This window comes from Pedobacter sp. BG31, assembly GCF_042464845.1.
GTDB lineage: Bacteria > Bacteroidota > Bacteroidia > Sphingobacteriales > Sphingobacteriaceae > Pedobacter > Pedobacter suwonensis.
The window spans coordinates 1-13,615 of sequence record NZ_JBHNZK010000004.1 but is presented as its reverse complement, the minus strand read 5'-3'; the positions used below and the strand labels follow the sequence as shown (position 1 = coordinate 13,615).

14 protein-coding genes are annotated in these 13,615 nt (G+C 40.2%); 7 read left to right on the top strand and 7 right to left on the bottom strand.

Annotated features, from left to right (window positions below; all coding sequences use genetic code 11):
* The first annotated feature begins 88 nt into the window (after nucleotides 1-88).
* The 3 genes from ACFE6N_RS06830 (at nucleotide 89) to dnaA (ending at nucleotide 4,290) form a co-directional block, all read left to right on the top strand.
* Entirely contained in the window at nucleotides 89-619 is a 531-nt protein-coding gene (locus ACFE6N_RS06830; RefSeq protein ID WP_378935047.1) for a hypothetical protein, read from the top strand.
* A 148-nt stretch (nucleotides 620-767) separates the two neighbouring features.
* The gene (locus tag ACFE6N_RS06825; protein WP_378935045.1) at nucleotides 768-2,315 is read left to right on the top strand and encodes a methylmalonyl-CoA mutase; all 1,548 of its coding nucleotides are present in this window, start codon (nucleotides 768-770) and stop codon (nucleotides 2,313-2,315) included.
* Between the two features lie 544 nt (nucleotides 2,316-2,859).
* Nucleotides 2,860-4,290, top strand: coding sequence for a chromosomal replication initiator protein DnaA (gene dnaA / locus ACFE6N_RS06820; protein WP_090502090.1), 1,431 nt, complete (start codon nucleotides 2,860-2,862; stop codon nucleotides 4,288-4,290).
* A 107-nt stretch (nucleotides 4,291-4,397) separates the two neighbouring features.
* Here dnaA and ACFE6N_RS06815 read toward each other — a convergent pair whose 3' ends face one another.
* From ACFE6N_RS06815 to ACFE6N_RS06795, 5 genes are all read right to left on the bottom strand, one after another.
* Nucleotides 4,398-4,949, bottom strand: a complete 552-nt coding sequence (locus tag ACFE6N_RS06815; protein WP_378935043.1) for an NUDIX hydrolase — start codon at nucleotides 4,947-4,949, stop codon at nucleotides 4,398-4,400.
* A 43-nt stretch (nucleotides 4,950-4,992) separates the two neighbouring features.
* Entirely contained in the window at nucleotides 4,993-5,382 is a 390-nt protein-coding gene (locus tag ACFE6N_RS06810) for a hypothetical protein (RefSeq protein ID WP_378935041.1), read from the bottom strand.
* 143 nt (nucleotides 5,383-5,525) lie between these two features.
* Complete coding sequence (locus tag ACFE6N_RS06805) at nucleotides 5,526-6,296, bottom strand: TPM domain-containing protein (protein WP_378935039.1); 771 nt, start codon at nucleotides 6,294-6,296, stop codon at nucleotides 5,526-5,528.
* Between the two features lie 3 nt (nucleotides 6,297-6,299).
* Nucleotides 6,300-6,743, bottom strand: coding sequence for a TPM domain-containing protein (locus tag ACFE6N_RS06800; protein ID WP_090986542.1), 444 nt, complete (start codon nucleotides 6,741-6,743; stop codon nucleotides 6,300-6,302).
* Nucleotides 6,744-6,827: 84 nt separating this feature from the next.
* Nucleotides 6,828-7,409 (bottom strand): LemA family protein, encoded by a 582-nt coding sequence (locus ACFE6N_RS06795; RefSeq protein ID WP_090502080.1) that lies wholly within the window; start codon nucleotides 7,407-7,409, stop codon nucleotides 6,828-6,830.
* 235 nt (nucleotides 7,410-7,644) lie between these two features.
* On the opposite strand from ACFE6N_RS06795, the gene ACFE6N_RS06790 reads away from it, so the two are divergent.
* The 4 genes from ACFE6N_RS06790 to ACFE6N_RS06775 all read left to right on the top strand — a co-directional run bounded on the left by ACFE6N_RS06790 (nucleotide 7,645) and on the right by ACFE6N_RS06775 (nucleotide 10,412).
* A complete protein-coding gene (locus ACFE6N_RS06790) occupies nucleotides 7,645-7,860 on the top strand; it encodes a hypothetical protein (protein ID WP_378935037.1) in 216 nt (71 codons plus the stop codon).
* 130 nt (nucleotides 7,861-7,990) lie between these two features.
* Nucleotides 7,991-9,532, top strand: coding sequence for an NAD(P)/FAD-dependent oxidoreductase (locus ACFE6N_RS06785; protein WP_378935035.1), 1,542 nt, complete (start codon nucleotides 7,991-7,993; stop codon nucleotides 9,530-9,532).
* Nucleotides 9,533-9,566: 34 nt separating this feature from the next.
* Nucleotides 9,567-10,034 carry a DinB family protein gene (locus ACFE6N_RS06780; RefSeq protein ID WP_378935033.1) on the top strand — a complete coding sequence of 156 codons (468 nt, stop codon included), beginning with the start codon at nucleotides 9,567-9,569 and terminating at the stop codon, nucleotides 10,032-10,034.
* Nucleotides 10,035-10,052: 18 nt separating this feature from the next.
* Entirely contained in the window at nucleotides 10,053-10,412 is a 360-nt protein-coding gene (locus ACFE6N_RS06775) for a CoA-binding protein (protein ID WP_378935032.1), read from the top strand.
* On the opposite strand, the gene ACFE6N_RS06770 is transcribed toward ACFE6N_RS06775, so the two are convergent.
* Complete coding sequence (locus tag ACFE6N_RS06770) at nucleotides 10,409-11,521, bottom strand: acyloxyacyl hydrolase (protein ID WP_378935030.1); 1,113 nt, start codon at nucleotides 11,519-11,521, stop codon at nucleotides 10,409-10,411. The two genes, ACFE6N_RS06775 and ACFE6N_RS06770, sit on opposite strands and share 4 nt — an antisense overlap.
* Nucleotides 11,521-12,486: a lipid A deacylase LpxR family protein gene (locus tag ACFE6N_RS06765; protein ID WP_378935028.1), complete on the bottom strand. Its 966-nt coding sequence runs from the start codon at nucleotides 12,484-12,486 to the stop codon at nucleotides 11,521-11,523. The genes ACFE6N_RS06770 and ACFE6N_RS06765 overlap by 1 nt, the downstream gene beginning before the upstream one ends.
* Nucleotides 12,487-13,615: the final 1,129 nt, after the last annotated feature.

Below are 13,615 nucleotides of genomic sequence, written 5' to 3'. Positions count from 1 at the left end.
TTTAAATTTAATCTGTTACAAATATAAATAATAATGTACATTTTTGCTTTTAGCAGGCGGTTAATATTACTGTACTTAAACAATACTTATGAATACACAACAGATTTTAGTTGATATAATAATCTTATTTGCAGGCATTTTTATGGCCTTAATGGCAACTTATTACATTTTAAGAAACGATATTCAACGTTTTTTTAACTTAAAAACCATCGAACTGAACAAAGAGAGCCGGGCGCAGATTTTACCCCTGCGCTTACAGGCCCATGAACGTTTGATTATATTTGTTGACCGTATTAACCCTGCTAATTTGCTTGTTCGGTTGCATCAGCAAGGGATTGCCATCGCTACTTTACAAGCTGGTATTTTAAATGAAATCCGTGCAGAATATCAACATAACATTACCCAACAGCTGTATATAGATAGTGTAACCTGGGGAGTGGTAAGAAAACTAAAAGATGATACCATTGCCATGATCAATAACGCGGTGCCAGGTTTACCAGCCGATGCAAATGGGATCGAACTCAGTAAAGCAATTTTACAGCACATGGCCAGTATAGATGAAAATCCGTATGATTTAACAATTGAGATGATCAAGAAAGATATTTATAAACTGTTTTAGGGTTAGTTGTTAAATGAAATCTGGTGCATAGCTGATTTTACAGCTATCGATTAGCCGTTTCGATAAGTAACCACGAACTGCTGGCTATGGGCCTGTAAAGCACAAAAGACTAATGGCTAATGAAGCATTGAACTAATAAACTAACCAAATGAGCGAGAAAAAGCATACTACTACTTCGGGGATTGAAATAAAAGCCTTATATACAGAAGCGAGGCCTATGAAAGAGCTGCCTGGTGAATTTCCTTTTACCAGGGGAATCCAGAAAGATATGTACCGTGGGCGCTTATGGACGATGCGGCAGTATGCTGGTTTCTCGACCGCTGAAGAATCAAACAAACGTTATCATTATTTATTGGCACAGGGAACAACTGGTTTGTCCGTTGCTTTTGATCTTCCCACGCAAATTGGTTACGACTCTGATCACGAAATGGCTGAAGGAGAGGTGGGCAAAGTTGGAGTGGCTATTGATTCATTAAAGGATCTTGAAATTTTATTTGATGGTATCGAGCTGAAAGACATCACGACCTCAATGACGATCAATGCAACGGCTTCAATTTTATTGGCCATGTACATTGCGCTGGCCAAAAAACAAGGTGCAGATTTAAAGCAGATTTCGGGTACAATACAGAACGACATCCTTAAAGAGTATGCAGCAAGGGGAACATATATCTATCCGCCAAAGCCATCGATGCGTTTGATCACTGATATTTTTGAGTTTTGCAGTAACGAAGTGCCAAAGTGGAATACCATTTCTATCTCTGGCTATCATATCCGTGAAGCTGGATCTACCGCGGTGCAGGAACTTGCTTTTACATTGGCCAATGGCAAAGCTTATTTAAAAGCTGCTTTAGATAAGGGTTTAGATATTAACATCTTTGCGAAACGTTTGTCATTCTTCTTCAACTGCCACAATAATTTTTTTGAAGAAATAGCCAAGTTTAGGGCCGCAAGGCGCATGTGGGCAAAAATTACCAAAGATCTGGGCGCGACAGATGAAAAGGCCCAGATATTGAGGTTTCACACCCAAACCGGAGGTTCAACCTTAACTGCGCAACAACCATTAAACAATGTAATCAGGGTTAGCAACCAGGCCATGGCTGCGGTTTTAGGCGGGACCCAATCCTTACATACCAACGGTTATGACGAAGCATTGTCACTACCAACAGAATCGGCGGCGAAAATTGCTTTACGCACTCAGCAAATCATTGCCTTTGAAAGCGGGGTTGCCGATACGGTAGATCCGTTAGCAGGCTCATTTTTTGTAGAAAGCCTAACCGATGAGGTAGAAGCTGCAGCCTGGGCTTATATCGATACGATAGATGCTATGGGAGGATCAGTTAATGCCATTGAAAATGATTATATGCAAAATGAAATTGCTGGTGCTGCGTATCAATATCAAAAGGAAATTGAAAACGGCGAAAGGATTTCGGTTGGCGTAAATAAATTTACCCAGGAGGAAGAAGGTTTTACCGAAGTGTTTAATATAGATGATTCCATCCGCAAGCTGCAATCCGAAAAGCTGGATCATTTAAAATCAACCCGCGATCAGCTTGCGGTTGAGCAAGCATTACAGCAATTAAAAGAAGCGGCCAAAGGCGAAACGAACCTGATGCCATTGATCATTGACGCCGTTGAGAAATATGCTACACTTGGAGAAATTGCAGATGTATTTAGAGCCACTTTCGGCGTTTATTAACTGAATATTTAACACATTGGTGTTTGCTTTGCTTTGAAAGTAAATTTTAAAGTGTTCTGCTTTTTGATAAACAATCGCAACGTAACAAAAATTTTCGTTCTTCGATGATGAAAATATCAGCACTAAACTGTTGTAAAATTAATTCAGTGATAAAACGCCGGGAGCTATGTTATGCCATATTTTTAATTCAATATTAATTTATCAAAGCTATGGTTTTGATTCTCAGTTTATTTAAAATCTAAAATGCTAAAACGGTTAACCATGATTAAAAAATGGCTTAGATTTTGCTTTTCAGGAGCCGTTCGAAGTGAAGAACGGATATTGGAGATAAATCGGGAATAATGTGGATAACCAGTGTTAATAAATAGTTATCAACATAAAAAATTGAGGTTAACAGGTATACTGTATTACCTATCAATAGGTTACGATTTATTTAAAATTTTTGTTTAAAATGTTGATAATTATGTCAATATTCGTAGTCCCTAAACGGACCATCCCTTTAATTCGAATAGGTACTGTTAACCAATAAATTATAGAAATCGCAATGGAAAAAACTTGTACAGAAGTATGGAAGAACTGTCTTCAAATTATTAAGGATAACATTCCGGGCCAAAGTTTCAAAACTTGGTTCGAGCCGATAACGGCTCTTAAATTGGAAGGCAAGGTTTTAACCATACAGGTGCCAAGTTTGTTCTTTTACGAATGGCTTGAAGAACATTATGTGGGCTTGCTGCGCAAGACCGTAAAGAAACAACTTGGAGAGGATGGCAGGTTGGAATATAACATCGTTGTAGATAAATCATCAAACAGCGGTAATCCTTATACTACCAATATGCCCTCAAATGGAAATGGAGCGGAGGCAAAGGTACAATCGATGCCGATTCCGGTTTCCATTAATAAGGATATTAAAAACCCATTTATTATCCCTGGATTAAAAAAATTAAATGTTGATCCGCAATTAAACGCTAACTATACTTTCGAAAATTATATTGAGGGAGATTGTAATCGCCTGGCGCGTTCTGCAGGTTACGCTGTAGCAGCTAAACCAGGTGGCACATCTTTTAACCCCTTAATGATTTATGGCGGAGTTGGTTTGGGTAAAACGCATCTGGCACAGGCAATCGGTAATGAGATTAAACGGAGTATGCCAGATAAATTGGTAATTTACGTAAGCTGCGAGAAATTCTGTCAGCAGTTTGTAGATTCCTTAAAAAACAACACCATTAACGATTTCGTTAACTTTTACCAGGCAATGGATGTAATCATTATGGATGATGTGCACAACTTCGCAGGTAAAGAAAAAACACAGGATATTTTCTTCCACATCTTCAACCACTTGCATCAATCGGGCAAACAGGTAATCTTAACATCTGATAAAGCACCGAAAGATTTAGCCGGTTTGGAAGAACGTTTGTTAAGTCGTTTTAAATGGGGTCTATCTGCTGATCTGCAAATTCCTGATCTGGAAACGCGTATCGCTATTTTAAGGAAGAAAATGTATGCAGATGGTATTGAGTTACCTGGTGAGGTGGTGGAGTATGTTGCGCACAACATTGATAATAATGTGCGTGAATTAGAAGGTGCTATGGTATCTCTTTTGGCACAGGCCACGCTAAATAAAAAAGAAATTGATTTGGCGCTAGCTAAGCAGATGTTGAAAAACTTTATTAAAAATACCTCAAAGGAAATTTCAATGGAGTACATCCAGAAATTGGTTTGCGAGTATTTTGAGGTTCCTGTTGATATGGTGAAATCGCAAACACGTAAACGCGAAATTGTTCAGGCTCGTCAGATTTCAATGTATCTCTCTAAAAGCCATACTAAATCATCATTAAAAACAATTGGTGCTTTCTTTGGTGGACGGGATCACAGTACGGTAATCTATGCCTGCCAAACCGTTGAAGATTTAATCGATACTGATAAAAAGTTCAAAGCTTACGTACACGATATCCAAAAGAAATTGAAAATGAGCTAAACTTTTACGAGCTTATTGCTAATAATAAAAGCAGCCAGACGTTTAGCATCTGGCTGCTTTTTTTACCTGTAATTTTTGAGATGGGAATAAGGGGCCTGTCTCAGATTTTACAAGCCCTTGGCTATTTCCTGGAACCCATAAAATAAAGCTGCAACGTGTAAGGCCTGGGCTATTTTGTTTTCATTAATCAGTTGCTTTACTTCATCAACAGTATACTCTTCAACATTTAAAATTTCGTGTTCATCTAAATGCTGTTCATGGGTTTTGATACCCCCTGTTAAAAAATAGGTAAATGTTCGGTTGTTCGATGTTGCAGGATTGGGATAAAGTTCGGCAATAAATTTACAGGTTTTAAAACTGTAGCCTGTCTCTTCCAGCAGCTCACGCTTTACTGCAAACTCTGGATCTTCGTCACCATCAATCACGCCACCTGGAACTTCCAGGGAAACGATATCGGCTGCATGGCGGTACTGGCGTACCATAATTATTTTTCCTTCTTCTGTTAACGCAATGGCATTTACCCAATTCGGGTATTCTAAAACATAATAATCATCCTTTATTACGCCACCCGGAAGTTTCACTTCATCAACGCGCAAGGTAGCCCATTGTTCGCGTACCAAATATTTAGAGGCAATTTTCTGCCACTTTTCTATAACCATTTAATTTATGTTGTTTATTTTGTTTGGCGCCATGCGCTGGCGTTTAGCGCAGGTATTGTTGTATTGTTTTCTGACGGTGCAGGTTTACCAAATGTACAATCTTATGTTCATCCGACAGGTATTGATATACAAAATTAAGTTTTGGCGCAACAGTCTGGTTACGCTCCTGACTTATGCCTAACTCATAATATAAAAATTCGCTTAACGAATCAAGTTTTTCGGGAGGAAGGTTGCTTGCCACAAGCCAATTTTCAAAAACAGACAGATCTTCATTTTCTAAAATTTCTTTCGGCAATTGAAAACCACTTTCCATAGTTTCTTCGAAAAGTCGATCGGCTTCAGTTAATTTACCCTCTAATTTGAGTCCCATGATGCGGGCTAAAACCTGGGCCAGTTTCTGTATTTCAGCTGTAATTAAATCTCTTCGGTACATGGATGTAAGTTGAAATGTTATTTTGTTGGAAACTTAAAATGTTCTGTAACACTCAAAACAAAACCTTTTCCAATCTATGGACTATGGACTATGGACTATGGACTATGGACTATGGACTATGGACTATGGACTATGGACTAAAGCTACCAGCTTCCGCTGCTGCCCCCTCCACCAAAACTGCCTCCTCCAAAACCACCGAATCCGCCGCCTCCGCCACCGGAAGAACCGCCTCCCCAGCCACCACTGCTCCGGCCACCGCCACTTCCAAACAACATCGCCCAGAAAAGCGCGTTAGATGCTCCTCGTCCGCCAATAACTTCGCTTCCGCCTCCACCACCTTTTCTCGTGATGATGATAATCACAATTACAATAATGATAATGATGGCAATGCTACCTGAGCCGCCTTTCTTTGAAGAAGCTTTCGGATTATCATTTTTATATTCTCCTCTGGTATATTTTATAATGGATGTAGTAGCCTCATCTAAGCCTGCATAATAATTTCCTGCTCTAAAATTGGGTTTAATATCATTATCGATAATACGCTTGGCATAAATATCGGGTAAGGCGCCTTCGAGGCCGTAACCGGTTTGTATAGAGATTTTTCGGTCGCCAACTGCCACCACGATCATAATACCATTGTTTTTGCCGCTTTGCCCAACACCCCATTTTCGGCCCAGTTCTACAGCATACTCATTAATATCATAATCGCCTACCGATTTTAAAATAGCAACAGCAATCTGTGTAGAAGACGAATCGTTAAAGGTTACCAGTTTATTTTCGAGTTCCTGTTTCTGATCGGCCGATAATACATTGGCATAATCGTTAACCAAAGTACCAGGCTTTTCCGGAAAATCCTGAGCAAAACCAAAAGCAAATAATAAACTGAATAATGATAAAAGGAATATTTTCTTCATCTCTTATTTGTTTTCAAGGTTATCCATAAAAACAATATCGTTCGGTAATTCATTGATATCACCTTTTTGCGGAGGGAAGAACAAGGCTAACTTTTCTCCAGCCAATGCTACACCCGCAATAATACCATCAGCCAGATTACCTTTTGCAAAATGCGCTGTCATGGCAATTTTAGTCGTTTCCCAAAAGTTATCAGGTACTACTTTGTGAATGCCAACATCGCCGATAATGGCGAATTTATGGTCAGCATGTGCCAGATAAATCAGCACACCATTTCTTTTTGCAGTTTTATCCATATCCAGTTTAGCAAAGTATTCGGTGGCTTTTTCGTATGGATCGCCTGCGCAATGTTTATCAATAGCGATTCTAATTTCTCCGGAGGTTGCCCTTTCTGCATCGGAAATCGCATTTGCTATTTTTTCCTGTTCAATATCTGAAAATAACGACATGTACTTATTTTTATATGAAGTAAAAAGGGTAATAAATGTTCAATTCATAAACATTCACTACCCTGGTATGTGGTGTCGGGAATATTAAAATTCTACTTTAGGTGCATCTTTGGCAGAAGCATCAGCCTCAAAATATCCTTTGGGTTTAAATCCGAACATCCCAGCTGTTAAATTAGTAGGGAAAGATCTGATTTTTCCATTGTATTCCTGCACTGCATCATTAAAATCTTTACGTGCAACAGTAATCCTGTTTTCGGTACTTTCCAGTTGCGCCGATAAATCACTAAATTGTTGTGTTGCCCTTAATTCAGGATAATTTTCTGTAATTGATAATAATTTACCTAAAGCCTGGCTCAATTGTCCCTGAGCAGCCTGGTATTTCTGGATATTCTCAGGAGTCAGTTCATCGGCTTTAACCGTCATCTGTGTTGCTTTTGCACGTGCTTCCGTTACTGCAGTTAGTGTTCCCTGCTCAAATTTAGCAGCTCCTTTTACAGTTGCTACCAGGTTCGGAATCAAATCCGCTCTTCGTTGGTACTGGGTTTGCACCGTTCCCCATTTCGATTTAACGTTCTCGTCGAGTTTAACCATGCTGTTATAACCGCATGAACTTAAAGTACTCACCGCAATAACTGCAGCTAAAAATCCAAATATTAATCTTTTCATTTTTATGGTTTTGTCTTTTTAATAGAATTGATTGATGGTCAATTTACGAATTAGATATCAAATTGCATGCCTTTGTTACACTTTGTATATTTATATGACAGGTTGGCAAGCTACTTACCGGAATTCATCCACAGCATCAAGCATCTTTTAAACCAATATCCAATCTAACAGCTTTTTTATGAAACGCAAGGTGCCACGTTTTTAAGCGGATGTTCCTGCTCTCCGCTTTATCCGGATGAAAACCTGTGAAGCAAGCAAGCGCACCAAAATATTATATAGCTTGGTGCTTAATCAGAATGCCCGCTCCGATCAGGGCTATAACATTATGCCCGTAGCATGGAAAGCCAAAATAGTAGCAGAAATAACCCGTCTAAACCCGATCGAACGGATGCCCCCGGCCTTCACCGGGGCAGGAGGAAGAGCGGGAGGAGATTTACCTATGGAATGCTGAACTGCTTTTCAAAAAATGAAAAAATCAACATTAATCATCCAACAAGTTTTAGGAAGCATTCCAAAAGCAACAAATATTCTTTCCGGATGCTTATCTTTGTAACTGTTCGGGATAAAAACCTGACTTATTTATGCAAAAAGACATCGAAATTACTTTGCTCCCTGATCAGGTTGAGCAGACTGAAGTTATTAAACAGAAACTTGCGGCCGGTTTAAAACTTTCTGAAACGAGGATAAAAGGTTATGAAATTCTAAAAAGATCGATTGATGCCCGTTCAAGAAAGGTGATCTTTCGTCTACAGATAAGGGTTTTTGTAGATGAAGGAGCCGTTCCCGAAGTATATCACATCAACTATCCCAACGTAAGCGAAGCCAAACCTGTCATTATTATCGGCGCTGGTCCGGCGGGTTTGTTTGCAGCACTGCAATGCATCGAAAATGGATTAAAACCCATTATTATCGAAAGAGGAAAAGATGTTAAACAGCGGCGTAGAGATTTGGCTGCCATAAATAAGCAGGGTTTGGTTAACACCGAATCTAATTACTGTTATGGCGAAGGTGGTGCCGGAACCTATTCTGACGGTAAACTATATACACGCTCTAATAAACGTGGTGACATCAATAAAGTACTGCAGGTTTTTGTAAACCATGGGGCAGAAGCCGATATTGCGATCGATGCCCGTCCACATATTGGTACCAATAAACTTCCCCATATCATTACATCTATAAAAAATACGATCTTAAATGCCGGCGGTGAAGTGATGTTCGATAGCAGGATGACTGATATTTTGATCGAATTTGGAAAAGTAAAAGGCGTTGAGATAAATTTTGAAGAAAAGTTGTTTGCTGATGATATTATTTTGGCAACAGGTCATTCTGCAAGAGATGTGTACGAATTATTGAACAGTAAAAATATCTTAATTGAAGCAAAACCATTTGCGTTAGGTGTCCGGATTGAACATCCTCAGGCAATTATTGATTCGGCCCAATACCATTGCGATATCCGCTCTGAATTTTTGCCGCCAGCTTATTACAGTTTGGTTGAGCAGGTTGGTACACGTGGCGCATTTTCTTTTTGCATGTGTCCCGGGGGAATCATTGCACCTTGTTCCACCGGTGAAAATGAGATTGTGGTTAACGGCTGGTCACCATCTAAACGGAATAATCCCTTCGCCAATTCCGGAACTGTGGTTCAGGTCACATTAAACGATGTTCAGGGTTATGATCCGTTGAGAATGTTAAATTTTCAGTCTGAAATCGAAAAAGCTGCTTTTGAAGCCGGCGGCGGTAATTTGGTGGCTCCCGCACAGCGAATGGTCGACTTTGTGAACAATAAATTATCAATCGATTTGCCAAAAAACTCCTATCTGCCTGGTACCAAAAGTTCGATGCTGGATAATATCCTGCCCAATTTCGTATCTGATAGTCTGCGTGCGGCATTGCCCCTGTTTGGGAAAAAAATTAGAGGATATTATACAAACGAAGCCATTCTGGTTGGGGTAGAAAGCAGGACATCCTCACCGGTCAGGATTCCGAGAGATAAAGAAACCTATCAGCATCCTCAGGTAAAAGGTTTATATCCTTGTGCAGAAGGAGCGGGTTATGCCGGTGGAATTGTTTCGGCAGCCATTGATGGAATCAACTGTGCAAATGCAATATTGAGCGCATCTTAACAAACTTTTACAGTGTACCAATTGTTATCCGGGTATGTTTAATATTACGAACGAAATAAAAAAAGCTTTTAATGGCGATGCCTGGCATGGTAACCATGTGATGCAAACGCTCAATAATGTTAATCCCGAAAGCGCGTTTAGCCATTTTGTTCCGGGTGCGCATTCTATTGCTGAAATCGCCCTGCATTTAACCGCATGGACGGAAGAAGTTTCTTCCAGACTGATAGGCAAACCAGCTGCTGAACCTGAGAGGGGTGACTGGCCTGAACCCGAAGAGCGCACAGCCCAGGCTTGGGAACGCATTATCTTTGATTTTAAGATCGCAAACGAAGAACTGATTCGCCTTTGCGAAAGTTTAAAAGACAGCCAGTGGAATGAGGATGTAAAAAATGAACGAAATCCGGCGCTTGGCACCGGGGTAACCAATGCGGAGCTTGTAAGTGGACTGGCACAGCACCATGCCTATCACTCCGGCCAGATTGCTTTATTATCGAAATTTTAGGCTGTGTAATCCTTTGTTATGAAAAAGACTTTAATTATCGGCGCATCGCCAGATCCATCCAGGTATGCATACAAGGCAGCCCATATGCTCAAGCGTTTCAATCATGACATTGTTAATGTTGGGATAAAAAAAGGGGAAGTAGCAGGTGTTGAAATCGAAAAGCCTGGAGAAATCCATCAGGATATTGATACCATCACTTTGTACATCGGTCCGGCTTTGCAGCCACAATACCACGATTATATTTTATCTACAAAACCAAAAAGGGTAATCTTCAATCCGGGTACCGAAAATTTTGAATTGGAGAAATTATTAGACTTGCACGGTATAGAACCTGTTGAAGCCTGCACCTTGGTTTTGCTTAGCACAGGGCAATATTAAAATCTATAAACTACACCCCAGTTTACGAAATCGGCCTGGGCAAAATGCATATAGGTTTTGGCCTGTAAACCCAAATGTGGGGTGATGTTGAAAGTTGGGCCAAAGGTCCAATACCAGGTTGCTTTATCCATCAATCTATTGAAATGGATGTATTTACCGATCTGTCCCGCAACGGTTACCCGCCATAAGTTAATGTCAGCACCTATACTGATGCCGGTTCGCCATTGATCATATGAAGTGCCATAGTTTTGAAATGTATTACCATAGTTGTTGGGATCGAAAGTAGTATAATAATAAACGGCATCGGCACCCGCCTTAAGCGACATTACATCATTCAAATAAAAGTTATAACCTGCATATAACCCGCTTTTGTACAGGCTTTTATTTCTATTCTCAAATACGCCCCTCGCGCCCAACCCTACACTAAGTTCAATCGAATTACGCTGTAAGGTTGTGTAGGTGCTTTTCCGTTCCTCAGTTAATGTTTTTGGATTGTTGAGTTTAAGCCCGATGTAAACATTCCCGGTATTCAATCCGCCATTGGGAACAGTAGCCCCTCCGTTTGATGCATGTAGAAAACCGAAACCAGCCAATAAATCAATGTACTTCCCGACTGACAGCTCCATACCTAAATCTGCTTTAATGATTTCGTTAACCGCACTTCCCAAAAACCGGTTTTTAGTATTATTATAATAATACTTGTTTGTGTAACCCAGGCCCACACCAGGTGTGAAGTTAAATCTGGCCCTTCCGGTTTTGAATAATTGAAAGTCCATCTGGGCCACTAAGCCATATATTTGCCCAAAGGCATTGGCCGATGTATCTTTTGTGCCTTTCAGTTTACTTAAATTCCTAAAAACAAAGCCAATTCCGTAAGATTTTGCCCCGCTGAATCCGATCCATTTATCGCCGTTCTGGCTAATGTCCTTAAAATAAGCCGCGTCTAAACCTGTAATCTGATCCTGAAACAAATGTCCCTGATCGTTATTGATATGTGTACCAAATATGGGCTTAAAAATAATAGAACGATTTTCTGGGGCCATCTGAGCCCTGGCAAATGAATAGCCTATGGTGACTAAAATCAACAATAAGAGTAGCTGTTTTTTCATTAGTTTTTACTAAAACGGTAAGCAAGACTATAAAAGGCATAACGATAGCCTTTTGCACTATGTTGAACCTCGTTTGAAGTAAAGGTCGCGGTATAATTGGCTGTCCAGCGCGCGATGCTAAAAGTTAGGCCCACCTGCGTGGTAAAAACCATGGGCTTCGGCTTAAAGGTAACCGGACCCTTATCGTTCAGGAACAGACCGCCCTGAAGGCTCGAATCATAGGCTATTGCGTGTAGCTGTGGTGCCACCGAAAGGAAAAGTTCATATTTACGTTTAGCATGATTTTTATGATGATTGCTTATCAAACTGTTAAATGCAGCTGAGCCATCCATTTCATTAAATTTTCCTAATCTGAATAATGCACCAACATTTGCTTTCGTTATTACATTGCCCGCTGCTGCCGAAGCAGTTCCTGTAACATCAAATATTTCGTTAGGTGTAGCCAGCAGGCGTTTGTTGTATTCAATACCAAGATTAAGCGTGGGTTCGCTATTCAGTCCATATTCCCAGCCGGCAATTTGATTCTGGCCAACGAGTTTATGGTAAGTTTTCTGAAATTCTTCGCCCAGAGCATCCTTTCCTGTTAGGCCAACCTGTGCCGAAACCTTTAAGAGTTGTTTGTTTTGATAGAACCTGCTGTAATTAGCCTCACCATAAAGATAGGCCGTAAAAGGACGGTCGTGCAGGGCAGGGTTCGGAGCAAAACTATAATAAGGATTGTATATTTTCTGGCCCAATTCGAAACCAATAACTTCCTTACTACGTCCGGTTTTCAGGTTGTTGCCATCTAAGGCATGCCTGTATTTAATAAAAAAACCATTAGTGTAATATTTATCGCTCGTAATATCTATGTAAGCGTCATTTTCTGTAATAACCACGAGTTCATTTTTGTAATTCTGGGCCTGGCTAAGCTTTGCCATAAAGATGAAGAGCAGCGGTAAGTATGTTTTAAGCGCAATTTTCATTAATAAGGATGTTTATTAAGAGGTAAAAGTATTAATTATTGTTTAATATCCCGATAATTCAATTATTCACTTATTGTGCTGTTGTTTATTAGCAAAGCAGGGTCAGTGGTACTATATCAGCATGTTCCCGCTATTTGCTCCAAATCCTCGCTGCGCTGCGGGTTTTCCGCTGCTATCGGGTTTAGGTGGGCAGTTTCTTCGAAGTTTCAAGTGGCCGGGCGCAGGGGAACTTCGGAAGCTTTAATGGGTTTCTCCAGTTGATCCGTCATAGTGAGGGATAATTTGTGGTATAAAAATCAATATGAATGACGTACAATTGTGTTTTTTTGTTCTACGGCGCGGTCTTGCCTCGGCTACCGATGAAAAATCGGTACAGGTCCACCGCCGCCGAAGGGCTCTTACTTTTTGACATCAAAAAGTAACAAAACCGAGGCATTGCCGAGCTCATTAATACAAATAAAAACAATAGAAAACCATTAATAAAATGCCGGCTGAAAATTTATTCATTGTGTGAGATGGTTTTTATCGGTATTCATGAGGGCTTCGCCGTTTTCTTTCAAAGCCAGTGGCAAGGCCTGGTCAGTGGAACCCGAAAAATTTGTTAGGCCGGATTTAAGTAGAACGTAGATTCGGTGATATGGCCTAGCTGGATGGAAATGCGTAGTTCCATCAGTCGATCATTAATAAGTGATTTTGAAATAACGTCAATGGACGCTTAGCCGAAGGATCTTTTCGTTGTCCTGGCTACCGGAGCTTATCAGATCCTGGAACTGTTAAAGATAGCTGTAAACAGGCAAAATGCATAATTGTTTTGGCTAGTCGAAAAATATTTCCCATTGAAAACCATGAACTTACGTTAAAACCTCTATTAATCGTTTCAAAATCTTTGTGGGGAATGATATTTTTCCTACTTTTGCATCCCGCTTCGGAGGAAGGGATTTGTTGAAAAGATGGCTTAGAGAGATGGAGGGCAGGATTTATTTTAAAATAAATATTGCGGTTGAGAAAAAGATTGCTACCTTTGCAGCCCGGTTCGGAAGAGCGGAAAGCTGGTCAACACCGGCATATTGAAACAGGGGGAGAGAAGAAAAAGCAAACAGAAAAATAAAAATTATTTTATTTGGAAGTT